This is a genomic window from Pseudomonas sp. Pf153 (genome assembly GCF_001269775.1).
Classification (GTDB): Bacteria; Pseudomonadota; Gammaproteobacteria; order Pseudomonadales; family Pseudomonadaceae; genus Aquipseudomonas; species Aquipseudomonas uvaldensis.
Genome location: NZ_LHVL01000012.1, coordinates 1 through 15,749 on the forward strand (window position 1 = coordinate 1; position 15,749 = coordinate 15,749).

A 15,749-nucleotide genomic window follows, 5' to 3' on the forward strand; every position below is an offset into this window, starting at 1 on the left:
CGATTATCAGAGTTTCCGCCCGGCCCTGACCCTGGACGAGGCCTGGCGCACCGAACAGACATTGGTGTCCTACCGCTACGACGCCCGTTGGCGGCTGATCGAAGCGACCAATGCTGCCGGCGAAAGCGAGCGCTACGACTACGACGACGCCCACGTCATCCTCCAGCGGCAACTGGCCGGCGGCGCGAGTTTTTTCTGGGAGTGGCAAGGGACCGGCAGGGCGGCCCGCTGCATCCGCCACTGGGCCTCGTTCGCGCAGATGGACAGCCGTTACAGCTGGGGGGAGGACGGCAGCGTCACGGTGCGGCACCTCGACGGCAGCGAAGAGGTCTACGTGCACGACGACCGGGCGCGGCTGGTGCGCAAGGTCGAGCCCGACGGTGGCGAACACCTCAAGGCCTACGACGAACAGGGCCGGTTGGTCGCCGAACAGGACCCGCTGGGGGCCGTTACCGAATACCGCTACGACGAAGCCGGGCGGCTGGTGGCGCTGATTCCACCTGAAGACACGCCGACGTCCTACGAATACCGCAACGGTTTCCTGCACGCGCGTTCGCGTGGCAACGCCGTCTGGACCTACCGGCGCAACGACCGCGGCGACGTGATCGAAGTCATCGACCCGGATCAGCAAAGCACTGCGTACGCCTACGACGACCACGGCCAACTGCGCTTGATCCGCTACCCGGACCACAGCGAACACCGCTTCACCCGCAGTCGCCTGGGCCAGCTGACGGAAGAAACCCTGCCGGACGGCAGCCAACGGCTGTTTGCCTACGACGCCCTCGGGCGGTTGCTGACTCGCCAGGACGAGCACGGCGGGGTGATCCATTACCAATGGGATGCCGTCGGTCGCTTGCTCCAGACCACCTTACCCAACGGCGCCACCCGCGCCTGGCGCTACAACGCCTACGGCAAGGTCACCGAAGCACGCGACGAACAGGGCCGCGTCACCCGCTACGAGTACGCCGACGACCTGCACCTGATCAGCCGTCGTCTCAATCCCGATGGCAGCGAGCTGAAGTACCGCTACGACTCGGCGCGGCTGCTGCTGACGGAAATCGAGAACGAATCCGGCGAAAAATATCGGCTGGACTACACGCCCAACGGCCTGATCCGACAGCAAATCGGCTTCGACGGCCAACGCACGGCCTATGCCTACGACCTCAACGGGCACCTGCTGGAGAAAACCGAGTTCGGCGATGACGGCAGTCAAAGGCTCACGCGTTACCAGCGCGACGCGACCGGGCGGCTGCAGCTCAAGACCCTGCCTGACGGCCAGACGATCACGTACCGCTACGACGGATTGGGGCGGTTGGTGGACGTCAACGACGGCACCGACCATCCCCTGGCCTTCGAATACGACGCCCAGGACCGGCTCATCACCGAACACCAGGGCTGGGGCACCTTGCGCTATGGCTACGACGCCTGCGGACGCCTCAACCACCTGCGCCTGCCGGACAACAGTCAGCTCGACTACCACCACGCCGAGGGTGGCGCGCTCACCGCCATCGACCTGAACGGCGCACGTCTCACCGAGCACCGCTACCAGGCCGGTCGCGAGCGGCAACGCCAGCAAGGCCTGCTGCTCAGCCAGTACGACCACGATGAACAGGGCCGCCTCAAGGCCCACACCGTGCTGCAAAACCAGCAGTCACAGTTCTGGCGCGATTATGCCTACAGCGCCAAGGGCAATCTCGAAGCGATTACCGACAGCCAGCGGGGGCGACGCGGTTACCAGTACGACGAACTGGATCGCCTGATCCGCATCGACCCTTCCCACACCGAACCCCCGGAACACTTCGCCCACGACCCGGCCGGCAACCTGCTGATGCAGGACCGCCCCGGCCCGACCACCCTCAAGGGCAATCGTCTGCTGATGGAGGGCGACCGCCATTACGACTACGACGCCTTCGGCAACCTGATCCGCGAACGCCGGGGCACGGTCCAGGCCCTGATCACCGAATACCGCTACGACAGCCAACACCGCCTGATCGGCGTCACCTCAGCGGACGGTCGCGAAACGTCCTACCGCTACGATGCCTTCGGCCGACGCATCAGCAAGACCGTGGATGGCTTGAGCACGGAATTTTTCTGGCAGGGCGACCAACTCGTCGCCGAAAGCAGCAAACGCCACCACCGCAGCTACCTCTACGAACCGGGCACCTTCCGCCCCTTGGTGATGCTCGACGGCAAAGGCCTGAACACCTGCCCGTTCTACTACCACCTCGACCACCTGGGCACGCCCCAGGAACTGACCAACTACGGCGGCCAGATCGTCTGGTCGGCGCGCTACCACGGCTACGGCAAAGTCCGCGAGATCCAACACGGCGGCGGCGAACGCTTGGAACAACCGCTGCGCTTCCAGGGCCAATACCATGACCTGGAAAGCGGCCTGCACTACAACCGCCACCGCTACTACAATCCGGAAACGGGCCGCTACCTGACGCCTGATCCGAGCAAACTGGCGGGTGGGCTCAATGGGTACCGGTACACCCTGAACCCGACGGGGTGGGTGGATCCGTTGGGGTTGGTGGATTGTCCGGGGAAGGGTGGGTGTAGGCCGGCGGTTGGAGAGCAGGATCCGGCGGCGAAGGCTCAGGTGGATGAGGGGGAACCGCGGCTGCCGATGACGGCGGAGCAGCGGCGGGCTCGGATTGATGAGTTAGCGGAAGCCAATGCTAAGCGACGTGTAGAGGAGTATGAGAGGAAATATGACATGCATACTATCGCCAAACATAGTCCCGAGATACCGGATAGAGCCATAAGGCGGCGGCCAATTGACGGGAGTCATCCAACGATAAATGGACGAATAGGTTCCGTGAGTTCCAGCTCCCAATTTAGGAGTTGGAGGATGCAGATGCACGCACTAAATGAAGCACTTACAAGAAAAGCTCGGGGATTACCCGCGCATACGGGATTCGACAGAAGACAAAACCCTATTGTTAGGATGGAAATGCCTGGCGCCGGTCGGGGGTACAAACCCAACAGAAGAGATAGAGACAATCCTATCTTGAATGAGCATATGGACGGTGCTGAAGTAAAGTTTGACAGAATTGAAACGGACAAGCCGTTTACGGCTTTTCCTATTGATTAAGCTTGTTCGGAAAAACGGAGTTAATTATGTTGCTCGCCCCCTTTACTGATTTGCCATATCAGCCGACTGTCGACTCGCTCTTGGCTGGCATAGATACGGAATATAAAGATAATTCTTTTAGGGAAGAGTTGCTAAAGCTTGATCCGAATAGTGCGGCGGATCGGCGGATTATAATTAAAGACTACATAATTAAAGAGCAGGAGTATTTGTCGTATAGACATAAATTTCTACTTTTGAGAAAGTTGGAAGAGGCGTTGGCGGATAAGCTTTATGATTTTGATGCTATGTTTGAGTATGACTATGATACTAATGAGCCTTCAGCTTCGCCTTGGTTGGTATCTGATATCCAGACACCGCGTAGCTTCTTCGAGGATATATATAAATTAGCAAGCGAAGAGTGGAAGCAAGATATCAACAAAGCCGCACTAGAAGATTCATCCACTTGGTAGGGACGATCTGGGATGGCCTACTTTATACCATCGCCCCAATAGACCCGACTCCCACCGCCTCCACCACATACAAACTCCCCCCCAAAATCTCCTTCGCATGATGCTTAGCCTGCGAAGCCAGTTCCGCCAACTGGCTCGCATCCAGTTCCTCACAAGCGTCCGGTCGCAAATGCACCACCCCGATCGACAACGACAGCAATCCGAATTCCTGACGAACTCCCTGTCGATTCAATGCGGTAAAGCAGCCGGCCTCGAGGTGCTCAGGCCGATAGAACCGGCGGCAGTAGGTCTGGAAGTCGCTCAATAGCTGATTCAGGCGCTTGCGCCAGTCTTCGGGGCCGAGGACCAGCAGGAAGTCGTCGCCGCCGATGTGACCGACGAAGTCGCGGCTGGGGTCGATGCGTTCGTTCAGGCACTGGGCCAGGCAGAGCAGGACTTCGTCGCCCCGGCCGTAGCCATAGATGTCATTGAAGGGTTTGAAGCTGTCGATGTCGACGTAGCAGATTACCGCTTCCTGCCGTTGTTGCAGCAGGCGCGTCAGGCATTGTTGGATCGGGACGTTACCCGGCAGCAGGGTCAGCGGGTTGGCGTAGCGGGCTTGTTGGATCTTCAGCTCGGTGATGAGCTTGAGCACGTCGATCACGCGACCCAGCCCCAGGTACCCCCCGTTGAGGGTGATGATGAAGTCTTCTTCGATGCGTTGCCGGGCGCGGCTGGTGATGAGGCGGCTGACCTGTTGCAACGATTGATTGAGTTCCACCGCCAGGAAGTCATCGCTCATCAGGCGGCTGATGGGTTTGCGGGCGAACAGGTCGGTGGCGAAGGGCTTGAGCAGCGCATCGGAGAGCGAGTGGCGGTGGACGATACCGCAGGGGCGGTCCTGGTTGTCCAGCACGGCCAGAGAGTTGAGGTTGGCCTGGCGCCGGAAAGCGTCGAGCACGGTGGCCGTGGGGGTGTCATGGGCCACGGCCGGTTGTTCGTTGAGCAGGGCGCCGAGGTCGTTGACCTCGTCGTTCAATGACACCACGCCGCTGTCCTGCCTGGGCATCAGCGCCCTGGCGTCTCGGGACGGTTGTTCCTGGGGGCGGGCCAGCAAGTATCCCTGGACCAGATCGACCCCCATCTCCATCAACACCGCCAGTTCCTCCGGCAGCTCGATGCCTTCGGCGATCACCTGGGACCGTGAGGTACGGGCGATTTTCAAAATCGAGCCGACGAACTCGCGCTTGAGAGCGTCCTGGTGAATGCCATCGATGAAATGCCGGTCGATTTTCACGTAGTCGGGACGCAGTTCTGACCACAGCCGCAGGCTGGAATACCCGGCACCAAGGTCATCCAGGGCAATGGAGAAGCCCATGGCGCGATAATGATGCAGGGCGTTTTGCAGCAGTTGGAAGTCATCGATCGGGGTCTGTTCGGTCAGCTCGATCACCACCTGGCTGGGCGGTATGCCGAAATCCTGCAACAGTTGCAGCGTACGACCAGTCTGGTGCGCCGACTCCAGCAAGGATTCGGGCGAGACGTTGAGGAACAACTTGCCCGGCAGGTTCTGCTCGTTGAAACGCTGGCAGGCGCTGCGCCGGCAGGCCAGTTCCAATTCACTGAGGCGTCCGGCCTGGCGGGCCACGGAAAGCAGAGCAATGGGGGAGTGCAAAGGGCTGTTGGACGGTCCTCGGGTCAGCGCTTCGTAACCCAGGATACGCCGTTCGGAAAGGCAGACGATTGGTTGGAACAGGCTGTGCAAACCGCTTTGAGCCAGAATTGAACTCAAGGCACTCAGCTGTTCGGTCGTGGTCATGGCAATCTCTGGCGATAAAAAAAGGACGGGGCACCCCTCAGAGGGGCGCCGCGTCCTGTATTTCACGACAGAATGATGTCAGTTTGATGACGCTCCGAGGAGCGGTGGCATTAAATGGCTATCACCCTCAGTGCTTGGCAACCGCCGTATTGAGTTTCAGGTAATCCAACAGGATCCGACCGGTTTCGCTCAAGTAGGCATCGTCTTCCGGTTTGGTTTTTTCCGGCTCGGTGATGAGGTCTTCGTCCTCTTTTTTCAGCTCCTTGAGCGGTTCTTCACCCTTGGCCTTGCGTCGCAGGTTTTCCATCGCCAGTTGCTTGGCCTCGATGTCGGCATGCTGCGCGCGACGGTCGGCTTCGTTGAGGGTGACGGTCTTCTCGGTCATCAGCTTCTGCGCCAGGGCCAGCTTGTCGCGGATGAACACGAACTCTGCGTCCTGGGCCGTACGGGCGTCATGCTCGGACTTGAGTTGGGCCAGGAACGGTTTGAAAGGATCCACGGCCGGTTTGATCGCAGGGCGGATGGTGTCCCATGGCATGGCTTCGGGCAGGGCGCTTTCACCGATTTCCTTGGTGTCGATGATCGACGGGTAATCGATGTCAGGCAGCACGCCCTGGTGCTGGGTGCTCTGGCCGGATACCCGGTAGAACTTGGCCAGGGTCAGCTTCAGTTCGCCGTGGTTGAGCGGCTGGATGGTCTGCACCGTGCCTTTACCGAAGGTCTGGCCGCCAATGATCAGCGCACGGTGGTAGTCCTGCATGGCGCCGGCGAAAATTTCCGAAGCCGAGGCGGACAGGCGGTTGACCAACAACGCCATCGGGCCTTTGTAGAACGCGCCCGGATTTTCGTCTTCCAGCACGTCCACCCGGCCGTCGGCATTACGCACGAGCACCGTCGGGCCCTTGTCGATGAACAGGCTGGTCAGCTCGGTGGCTTCCTGCAGGGAACCACCGCCGTTGTTACGCAGGTCGATGACCACGCCGTCGACCTTTTCCTTCTGCAGTTCGGTCAGCAGTTTCTTGACGTCGCGAGTGGTGCTCTTGTAGTCCGGATCACCGGCGCGGAATGCCTTGAAGTCCAGGTAGAAGGCCGGGATCTCGATGATGCCGAGCTTGTAGTCCCGGCCATCCTGCTTCAGGTTCAGTACCGATTTCTTCGCCGCCTGTTCTTCCAGCTTCACCGCTTCACGGGTGATGGACACGATCTTGCTGGTCTGGTCGTTCGGCGCATTGCTGGCTGGAATGACTTCCAGACGCACCACCGAGCCTTTCGGACCACGGATCAGCTTGACCACTTCGTCCAGGCGCCAGCCGACCACGTCGACCATTTCCTTGTTGCCTTGAGCGACGCCGATGATCTTGTCCGCCGGGCCGACCTGTTTGGTTTTGTCGGCAGGGCCAGCCGGGACCAGGCGCACGATCTTGACCTGATCGTTGTCGCTCTGCAGCACCGCGCCTATGCCTTCCAGGGACAGGCTCATGTTGATGTCGAAGTTTTCCGCGTTATCCGGCGACAGATAATTGGTGTGCGGGTCGTAGGACATGGCGAAGGTGTTGATGTACGCCTGGAAGATGTCTTCGGCGCGGGTCTGGTCCAGGCGGGCCAACTGGTTCTTGTAGCGCTTGATCAGGGTTTCCTGGATCTGCTTGGGATCCTTGCCGGCGATCTTCATGCGAAGCACTTCGTCCTTGACGCGTTTGCGCCACAGGTCGTCGAGTTCGGCAGTGCTTTTGAGCCAAGGGGCATCCTTGCGGTCGACCAGCAGGGTTTCCTTGGTATTGAAGTCGATCTTATCGACGCCTCTGTTCAGTTCGGCAAGGGCGTAGTCCAGACGCGCCTTCACGCGATCCAGGTAGCGCTTGTAGATGATGAACCCGGCGTTCAGGTCGCCACTCTTGAGGAAATCGTCGAACTGGGTCTTCCACTTGTCGAATTCAGCGATGTCGCTCGCCAGGAAATAACTGCGCGAGGGATCGAGGAGCTTCAAGTAGCTGTCGTAGATGATGACGGAGCGTGCATCATCGAGCGGCGGCTTGCTGTAATGATGGCGCTTGAGCAACTCAACGACGTTAAGGCTGGCGATGACCTCGTCGCGATCGGGTTGAAGCTTGTCCCAGCTGTTGGCTGCGAACGTATCGCTCGACAGTGGCAACAGGCCAAGGCCAATGACAAGCGCGAGGGCGGTACTGGGGAACAGGTGCTTCATACTGATTCGACGCAAGGACAATTGATAACGCATATTAGGCCGTCTTTGAAGTCGCCGGTTCCATGTGGCCCGGGCGCATAATGCAAGAAAGCCCGGTGTAACAGCAGCGGGCCCAGTCGAGACTCACTATGGAGGCACCGTGAAAGCATTGCAAGGCGTTGAAGGCCAAGTGGTATGGGCTGATGAACCAAGTCCTGCGTGTGATGCAGGGCAAGTTCGCATCCGTGTGGCGGCGGCAGGCCTTAATCGGGCCGATTTGTTGCAAAAAGCGGGGCTTTACCCACCGCCGCCCGGTGCCAGTCAAGTGCTCGGATTGGAATGCTCCGGGGTGATCAGCGAGGTCGGGCCGGGCTCGTCCTGGCAGGTAGGCGACCGCGTTTGCGCCTTGCTCGCCGGCGGTGGGATGGCCGAGGAAGTGGTGGTCGACGGCCGACATGTGCTGCCGGTGCCAGAAGGGTTGTCATTAGCTGAAGCCGCCGCATTGCCTGAGGTCTACAGCACGGCGTGGCTGAATCTGTTTCAGTTGGCAGCGCTCAAGCCGGGCGAGAAAGTGCTGCTGCACGCCGGCGCCAGTGGCGTCGGCTCGGCCGCCATCCAGCTGTGCAAGGCGTTCGGCAATCCGTGCTGGGTCAGTGTCGGTTCGGCTGATCGGCTGGCTTATTGCCAAGCTTTGGGGGCCCAGGGTGGCGTGGTGCGCACCGAAGACATCGAGCAATTGGAGGCCTTCGGTCCCTTCGATGTGATCCTCGACCCAGTGGGCGCCAGCTACGCCCGGCTCAACGTGAAACTTTTGTCAGTTGACGGGCGGTGGGTTCTGATCGGTTTGATGGGAGGGCGGGAAACCCAGCTGGATCTGGCGAAGATCCTCGCCAAGCGGATCCAGTTGGTGGGCTCGACCTTGCGCAGCCGCGATGAGCAGTTCAAAGCCGATCTGCTGCGAGAGTTGGGCGAGCATGTCTGGCCATTGTTTGCTGATAAACGCCTGAACCCGCAGTTGGCCGAAACCTTTTCGGTAAAAGATGCCGGTGCGGCATTTGACAGGCTGGCCAGCAACCAGGTCTCGGGTAAGTTGGTGCTATTGATCGATGAAAGCTTGAGCTGATTTAACGCGGTATCTGATCCTCAAGGCCGTCCCGGCGACCATGAGGATCAACCCCCGACCACGTCTCTTCGGGTCCCTCTGCCGCAGCCCATTATTGACTGGGCGAGGTAATACTGACCCTTAGGACCTGCGAAAACATACGTTGCTCGCTGCTGTTGTCACGGACAATCGAATAATTGACCAACACCGTTTTTCCGCTGTTTTCGGTGATCCATGTGCCAGGGATATTGAATACGTTGGCCTGGCCAGGCGTCATGCTCTGTGATTCGGTGTCGTGCGTCGTGACACCGGTCCAACGCGCCCTGATGGAGTAGCCGGTCAGGCTGTCATTGTCCACGGTCACCTGGGATGCTGAATACCTTGGAGGCGGTAACGGATGAACCGTTTGCGGGTCGATATGCAGCGTCAATCGCGACGACTCTATCGTTTCCCCGACACCTTTCTCTTTGACCGAATAGCCGACCTCAACGGATCGACCGATATTGTCAACGACCTCCAGTCGAGGAACTGGAATCAACCTTTTTCCGGGGGGATCGCCCACTTCGATAATTGGGCTGTTGTAGTTGACCCGACCCTGCCAGCGTACTCTGATGGTATCGGTGGCATGCATACCGGTGTAGTGAGGTACTTCGACATCCACATGAGCGTCAGTGTAGATGTCGCTCATTTTCAGGTGATCGCCTGCGGCGTTATAGGTTTTGGGTACCTTGGGTTTGATTTTTCCAGGTAGTTCGGGCAGAACGGCCTGGTCAGCGGCGTTATAAACGAACGTGGCGTCCTCCGAGGCGGTGGTCGGCAAGGTAAGACTAATGATGGGCACGACAATTCCGCCGGTTCGTTCATAGTATTTCCGTTGGTCGATTTGTGCGTTCTCCAGACCTGGACCGATATAAAAGAAGGCTTGAATCGGTAATGTCCCTGGCTGATTTTCAGGCCAGGCTTTGATTCGTAATTCGTTATGATCGGCTAAAGCCTCAGTGGGGATTAGCGAACGAACCCGAATGGCCTGATTGAAGGCTTGGACTGCCTCAGCATCCAGGCTGTTCGTTACTATAAAGGCGCAGGAGTGGGCAGTTTTATATGGAGTGGCTGTTTGATAATGAGCCACCCATTGCTCGGCTGTGACGATGCTCTGTTCACGACAAGGTATGCTGTCAGGAAATACTCTAGGCGGAACAATACTGTCCCTGCAACCATATTGCCCTGCCGCATCCCGATAGAAAGTAGCGCCGTCGAGTGGGAAATAACAGATGATTTCCGGCCTGCTTTTGTCGGGAGGCGCATTCAGGTAAGGATAGAAGATAAGGCCGTTGCCGCCATACCAAGGTACACGAACGAATTTTGCATCCGCTCTCAGGTAGGAAAAAGAAACTGCATCGGTCTTTTTGGAAAAGTCGCTGTGGTCCCAAGGGTCATAATTGTCGCTGGTTTTTGTAATTCGTAGTATCACCCCTGAACAGAGAAAGGCCGGTGTAGTTGGCGCTCCGCAGTCGGCGGCAGTATTTTGATAAGCTGCCGTCAGGTTTCTGGCTGTTTCTTCGCCGCTACTTGGATAAGTTGGGCTGTCCAGGGTGTTTGATTGATGGGGGGGAAGTTGTGCGCAGCCAAAAAATAAAAAGAGTGTAAGCGCTGCGAGCAAAATTTTATTGCCCGAGATAAAGATAACTTTTCGTTGGATGTGCTTGTTCATGTTGCGCTTCTGCCGTAAAGAGGAGGCTCAGAGTGAACGAAGCGTTATTACCAACGAATCACGACCTGACGTCTACTGTCAGAAATAACAGGTACCATCCGTCGGACAGGTATTTGACCTGTCAGGTCTGACAGTAGACGCCAGGATTTGAACTTCCCTTAATTGGGGGGGTGGCTGGATGTCACTCTGATTAATTTTCCACCAATAGCAGAGGTGTTGTGATGGCTACCAGAGAGCTCCGCCTGTTCATGGCAGAAGTCGATACCAGCAATAAGTCGCCCGAAGTTGTCATCGAGTTCTACTTGGGTACTGCATTTCAGTTCGCCACCTTTGTTTCTTCGTCGGTAAAAGATGGCGCCTACGATACGGTTAACGTCAAAACTGACGTTGATGACGATGATGACTTTGACATGCAGGACGAAACGATTCTGCTAGAGCTTGCCACTGCCTTTTCCAGATTCAAATGACGACGCCGCCGTTTGCACGGACCTGTGGAAGCAAGGCTTGCCCGCGATGCGGCCTCCATGATCTGGCCGGTTAGCGAGGCATTTCTACCTTGAGCAAACCTGGCTCTCGCAGAACACGCCTCCTTCCAGAGCGATGGCAATGAGAAAACCGTCACTGAGTGCCGTGGGCATCGCGTTGCTGCTGGGATGCAGTACGCCTTCAAGGCAGTTGCATACGAACGATGCCGATGCACTGGGAGCGCAAACAGCGATCGATCTGACCACTCGTTATCGTACAAAAGTGATCGCTTGCGACTCCGCTCGGCCAGCTTATTTGTGCTCGGGCATCATGCTCAGGGGAACGGTTGCATCGGAATCATTCTTCCCTTGGAACCCAAGTCCGCTGTCGGTCAACAGTGGCGGCGTGTCATTCTCGTTTCTTCGAGAGGATGCGAAATACATCCGCCTGAGCTATGGCTATGCCAATGGCTTTATGTTCCGGCCTTATCTTGATTCCGTACGGGCAGCCGTCCAGCCAGACGTATTGTGTTCCTTTCCTGTGGATAGCTGGACGCTGGACAGAGACGAGAAAGGTTGCGGACAGTATCAGGCATTCCCTGGCAGTAGTCGGGAATGCCAATCCCAGGGGATTACCACGGCTGCGCAATGGCTGGCGCACTATCAATCTGTGCCGTCGCAACAACGCCCACCGCATCAATGCGGCTTCAATGTTCGCGAGGTGCTTGGTGGTGCTGCGGCAAGTGCGTTCCACGCCAGCCTCGAAGCACGGGCGCTGGGTTATGACGATACGAGTATTGCGCCTGTCCAGAATGAACTGCGCTTAGCTACTTGGGCCCAGAATATTGGTGGTGACCTACCTGTCGAAGCCTTTTTTTACACGTCCGGCGGGCTGACCGGCGCACAAACTGACCAGCGAAATTTTTACCTTGAAACCCACAAGTGGGTTCCGATTATCGCTTTGACGCTGCCAGCGGCACCGACGGGGAACGCGACGTTTGCCTATCGCAGCACCGATCAGGCTTTTTTCCCGGGGGGACCGCTTTCAGTGGGTCAAGCGCCGATGGCGTTGAACGGTTTCAGGATTTTCGCATCGTGGCCGCAGGCGGGGGGCGATGCCAAGGACAACGCGCTGACTCGCAGGGGTGTGGGAGGAACACCGCCGTACCGGTATGTGTCCAGCAACCCCCAGGTAGCATCGGTCACTCCCGGCGGCAAGGTGACAGGCATAAGGCGAGGCAACACGGTCGTTACCGTATCTGACTCGAGCACGCCGGCACAGTCATTAACCTACCCCGTGCAGGTGAGCAATACCTGGCTGTTGGGCGTCGTGCAGCCAGGCACTTTCAGTGGCGTCGCGGACTTTCATCGGTGGCTGAGCGCATCGGGAGGATTCATCATCAATAGCAGCGGGCAGTTTCAGAATCTCGAACACCTGTATGCACAGCCTTTTCCCCTTCCCCGTGGCAGATATTGGCTGGGTGAGCACGGTGGTGTTTGCCCGGCGGGTTATTACACCTACTACCATGCGGAACAGACCAATGGGCTCGCTTGCGCCCTGCCTGGAGAGCCAAGCGTAACCGGCGCGCTGTATGTAATACCTCATTGAGCTGCGGTAATGTTTGAATCTCCAGCTATTTCCACTGGTGAATCGGCCATCCGGCTTTCTCTGCGTGTTCAAGCAACATGGGGTCCGGGTTCACCACATGCGGATGATCCACCCGCAGCAACAGCGGCAAATCATTGCGGGAGTCCGAGTAGAAGCTCGCGCCTTCCAGGTTTTCTTCCTCGGCATCCAGCCAATCCAGCAGGCGCGTAATCTTGCCTTCACGGTAAGTCAGGGTGCCTACGGTCTTACCGCTGTACACGCCGTGGACCACTTCGAGGTCGATGGCCAGGATCTCATCGATGCCCAGGCGTTCGGCAATCGGTTTGACCAGGTGCGTGCCCGAGGCGGAGATCACCAGAATCCGGTCGCCGGCCTTGCGGTGTTCGGCGATGGCCTTGGTGGCGTCGCTGAAAATGATCGGTTCGATGAAATCCTCTACCCAGGGCGTCACCAGGTGTTCGATTTCTTCCGGCGTGCGACCGATCATCGGCTCCAGGCTGAAATCCATGTACTCTTCCATGCGCAGCTTGCCGTGGCTGTAGGCGTCCATCAGCTCGTTGTTGCGGCGCATGAACGACTCGGGATCAACCCATCCCAGGCGACCCATCTGCTCGCTCCAGAGGGTGGCGCAATCGCCGTGGATCAGGGTTTCGTCCAGATCAAAAATTGCCAGGGCCATCAGCGCGTTTCCCTTTTCAGTATCAGCTTCAGAATCGACAAAGCCATCAGGCTACCTCACACAGCGCCGACGGATCGATGGAAAGTGCCAATCGAGCGCCATCAGGGTGCAGGTCGGCGGCGGAGCGGTTGAGCACATCCACCACCAGTTCTACGCCACGGGCCTCGACCCGGTAGCGGATGACATTGCCCAACAGGCTGTGGCTGCGGATCAGCGCATCGGCCTCACCGCCGCGGTTCAGCTCGATGGCTTCGGGGCGAATCGCGATGCGGCTGTTTACCGGACGTTGCAGCAGCCGTGTGGCGCTCTCGGCGTCCAGCAGGTTGTAGTTGCCGATGAATCCGGCGGCAAATACATCGACGGGCGCAGTGTAAAGGGTTTCGGCATCGCCGCTCTGTACGATCTTTCCTTGGTTCATCAGGAAAATCCGGTCAGACATGGTCAGGGCTTCTTCCTGATCATGTGTGACGAAAATCGTGGTCAGGCCCAGTTCGCGCTGGATCTGACGGATCTGTTCGCGCAGGTGTTTACGAATTCGCGCATCCAGGGCCGACAACGGTTCGTCCAGCAGTAACAGGCGCGGCCGGGTCACCAGGGAGCGGGCAAGAGCGACGCGCTGGCATTGCCCGCCGGAGAGTTGATGAGGATAGCGGGCAGCAAAATCGTGTAGCTCCACCAGCCGCAGGATCTCGGAGACGCGCTGGCGGCTGTCCTCGGCCTGGATCTTCTGCATGCGCAGGCCGAAGGCAACGTTCTGTTCGACGGTCATGTTGGGGAACAGGGCGTAGCTCTGGAACACCATGCCGATGCCACGTTTCTGCGGGCTTAGCGGGACGATGTCCTGGCCGTCCAGCAGGATCTGGCCGGCATCCACCGCCGTCAGGCCGGCGATGCAGCGCAGCAGCGTGGATTTGCCGCAGCCGGAGGGGCCGAGGAGGGTGACGAACTCGCCCTTGCCGATCTCGCAGTTGATATCGCTGAACACCGGCGTGCCGGCATAGGTCTTTTGCAGGTGTTGGACGCTGACATAGCTCATTGGCTTTTGTCCTTGTTCAAGATGTTGGCCGCCCAGGTCAGGACCAGTACGAAGAAGAAATAGGAAATCACCAGTGCGCTGGTGAAATGGCCACTGCTGTTGCGCATGTTGTTCAGGTACACCTGCAGGGTTTCATAGCGGGTGCCCACCAGAATGTTGGCGAACACGAACTCGCCGAACAGGAACGAGAACGACAGCAGCAGCGCCACCATCAGGCCCTTGCGCAGGTTTGGCAGCACCACCAGCAAGGCTGCCTGGAACGTACTGGCGCCGAGCAGTTGGGCGGCGTCCATCAGGTCACGCAGGTTGATGGCTTGCAGGTTGTTGGTGATCGCCCGATACATGAACGGCAGGGCGACGGTGAAATAACAGCCGATCAGAATCCACGGCGTACCCACCATCGCCAGCGGTCCGGAGCCGTAGAGTTGCAGCAATCCCACCGATGACACTACCGGTGGCACGGCGAAGGGCAGCAGGATCAGGATGTTCATCAGCGCGTCGAGTTTCGGGAAGTGGTAGTGCACCACGAACAGCAGCGGCAGGATCAGCACCACCGAGAGCACCAGCGCCCCGACGCACACCACCAGTGATTGGCCGAAGGCCGCCAGGAAACGCGGATCGCTCCACAGCTGCACATACCATTTGAAGGTAAAGCCGCCAGGCAGCACGGTGGCCGACCAACTGCTGGCGATGGAGTAGATCAGGGTACCGGCCAAGGGCAGCAGCAGGACGGCAAACAGCAGGTACACCACCATCCGATGATAGAGCCCGACGGGCCCCGATTCAGCGCGCGACATGATAGCTCCTCTTGAGCAGCAACTGATGGATGACGGTCACCAGGGTCATCAGCGCCACCAGCACCACGGCCAGGGCGCTGGCCATGTTCGGGTCCAGGGAAATGTCCCCGGAAACCATGGCGGCGATGCGAATCGGCAGGACGTTGAAATTACCGGTGGTCAGCGCATAGACCGTGGCGTAGGCGCCGAGGGCGTTGGCCAGCAGGATTACGAAGGTGCCTAACAGCGCCGGGGTCAGCACCGGCAGGCCGATGTGTCGCCAGAACTGCCAGCCGCTGGCCCCCAGCAGTGCAGCCGATTCGCGCCAGTCTTCACGCAGCGCATCGAAGGCCGGATAGAGCAGCAGCACGCCCAGGGGAATCTGGAAGTAGGTGTAGAGAATGATCAAACCGGTTTTCGAATACAGGTTGAAGTCCTCGATGATCCCGGCCTGTTTGAGCATGAGGGTGATGCTGCCGTTGAACCCCAGCAGAATGATGAAGGCGAAGGCCAGGGGCACGCCGGCGAAATTGCTGGTCATGTTGGCGAAGGCATTGACGAAGTTGCGCAGCCGCGAATCGACCCGACGCAATGAGTAGCTGCCCAGCACGGCGATGACGATGCCGAATACGCTGGACCAGAAGCTGATCTCCAGGCTGTGCTGGATCGCCTGGCGGTAGAACTTCGAATTGATGATCTTGCTGAAATTGGCCAGGCCCCAACCGAATTCTTCCGACTCCAGGCTGTTGATCAACACCCAGAGCAGCGGTGCGATCTGGAACACGATAAAGAAAATCGCGAAGGGCACCAGGCATAGCACTGCCAGCCATTTGCCGCGGGTCATGG

Annotated in this window: 12 protein-coding genes; 5 read left to right on the forward strand and 7 right to left on the reverse strand. The window is 58.5% G+C overall.

Going from position 1 to position 15,749, the window contains the following annotated elements; all coding sequences use genetic code 11:
• Positions 1 to 3,094 (forward strand): RHS repeat-associated core domain-containing protein (locus tag AD666_RS07725; protein WP_172679605.1); only part of this gene is annotated, 3,094 nt, incomplete at its 5' end.
• 26 nt (positions 3,095 to 3,120) lie between these two features.
• Positions 3,121 to 3,543 (forward strand): hypothetical protein, encoded by a 423-nt coding sequence (locus AD666_RS07730; RefSeq protein ID WP_053149751.1) that lies wholly within the window; start codon positions 3,121 to 3,123, stop codon positions 3,541 to 3,543.
• A gap of 22 nt (positions 3,544 to 3,565) precedes the next feature.
• Here the strand turns inward: AD666_RS07730 and AD666_RS07735 are convergent, their stop codons facing one another.
• Both AD666_RS07735 and AD666_RS07740 read right to left on the reverse strand, forming a co-directional pair.
• The gene (locus AD666_RS07735) at positions 3,566 to 5,341 is read right to left on the reverse strand and encodes a bifunctional diguanylate cyclase/phosphodiesterase (RefSeq protein ID WP_053149754.1); all 1,776 of its coding nucleotides are present in this window, start codon (positions 5,339 to 5,341) and stop codon (positions 3,566 to 3,568) included.
• A 127-nt stretch (positions 5,342 to 5,468) separates the two neighbouring features.
• A complete protein-coding gene (locus AD666_RS07740; RefSeq protein ID WP_172679606.1) occupies positions 5,469 to 7,547 on the reverse strand; it encodes a carboxy terminal-processing peptidase in 2,079 nt (692 codons plus the stop codon).
• Positions 7,548 to 7,686: 139 nt separating this feature from the next.
• Between AD666_RS07740 and AD666_RS07745 the strand changes: the two genes are divergently transcribed.
• A complete protein-coding gene (locus AD666_RS07745; RefSeq protein ID WP_053149760.1) occupies positions 7,687 to 8,649 on the forward strand; it encodes an NAD(P)H-quinone oxidoreductase in 963 nt (320 codons plus the stop codon).
• Positions 8,650 to 8,740: 91 nt separating this feature from the next.
• Here AD666_RS07745 and AD666_RS26415 read toward each other — a convergent pair whose 3' ends face one another.
• On the reverse strand, positions 8,741 to 10,339 hold the full coding sequence (locus AD666_RS26415; protein ID WP_156315922.1) for a hypothetical protein: 1,599 nt from the start codon (positions 10,337 to 10,339) through the stop codon (positions 8,741 to 8,743).
• Positions 10,340 to 10,560: 221 nt separating this feature from the next.
• Between AD666_RS26415 and AD666_RS07760 the strand changes: the two genes are divergently transcribed.
• Both AD666_RS07760 and AD666_RS26420 read left to right on the forward strand, forming a co-directional pair.
• The gene (locus AD666_RS07760) at positions 10,561 to 10,806 is read left to right on the forward strand and encodes a hypothetical protein (RefSeq protein ID WP_053149769.1); all 246 of its coding nucleotides are present in this window, start codon (positions 10,561 to 10,563) and stop codon (positions 10,804 to 10,806) included.
• 139 nt (positions 10,807 to 10,945) lie between these two features.
• Positions 10,946 to 12,412, forward strand: coding sequence for a hypothetical protein (locus AD666_RS26420; RefSeq protein WP_156315923.1), 1,467 nt, complete (start codon positions 10,946 to 10,948; stop codon positions 12,410 to 12,412).
• Between the two features lie 25 nt (positions 12,413 to 12,437).
• On the opposite strand, the gene AD666_RS07770 is transcribed toward AD666_RS26420, so the two are convergent.
• Genes AD666_RS07770 through AD666_RS07785 form a run of 4 tightly spaced genes read right to left on the reverse strand, consistent with a single transcriptional unit; the run spans position 12,438 to position 15,747 of the window.
• Positions 12,438 to 13,091, reverse strand: coding sequence for an HAD family phosphatase (locus tag AD666_RS07770; RefSeq protein ID WP_053149779.1), 654 nt, complete (start codon positions 13,089 to 13,091; stop codon positions 12,438 to 12,440).
• Positions 13,092 to 13,137: 46 nt separating this feature from the next.
• Positions 13,138 to 14,127: an ABC transporter ATP-binding protein gene (locus AD666_RS07775; protein WP_053149789.1), complete on the reverse strand. Its 990-nt coding sequence runs from the start codon at positions 14,125 to 14,127 to the stop codon at positions 13,138 to 13,140.
• On the reverse strand, positions 14,124 to 14,924 hold the full coding sequence (locus AD666_RS07780; protein ID WP_053149792.1) for an ABC transporter permease: 801 nt from the start codon (positions 14,922 to 14,924) through the stop codon (positions 14,124 to 14,126). Before AD666_RS07780 ends, AD666_RS07775 begins: the two co-directional genes overlap by 4 nt.
• Positions 14,911 to 15,747 (reverse strand): ABC transporter permease subunit, encoded by an 837-nt coding sequence (locus AD666_RS07785; protein ID WP_172679610.1) that lies wholly within the window; start codon positions 15,745 to 15,747, stop codon positions 14,911 to 14,913. Before AD666_RS07785 ends, AD666_RS07780 begins: the two co-directional genes overlap by 14 nt.
• Between the last annotated feature and the right edge of the window lie 2 nt (positions 15,748 to 15,749).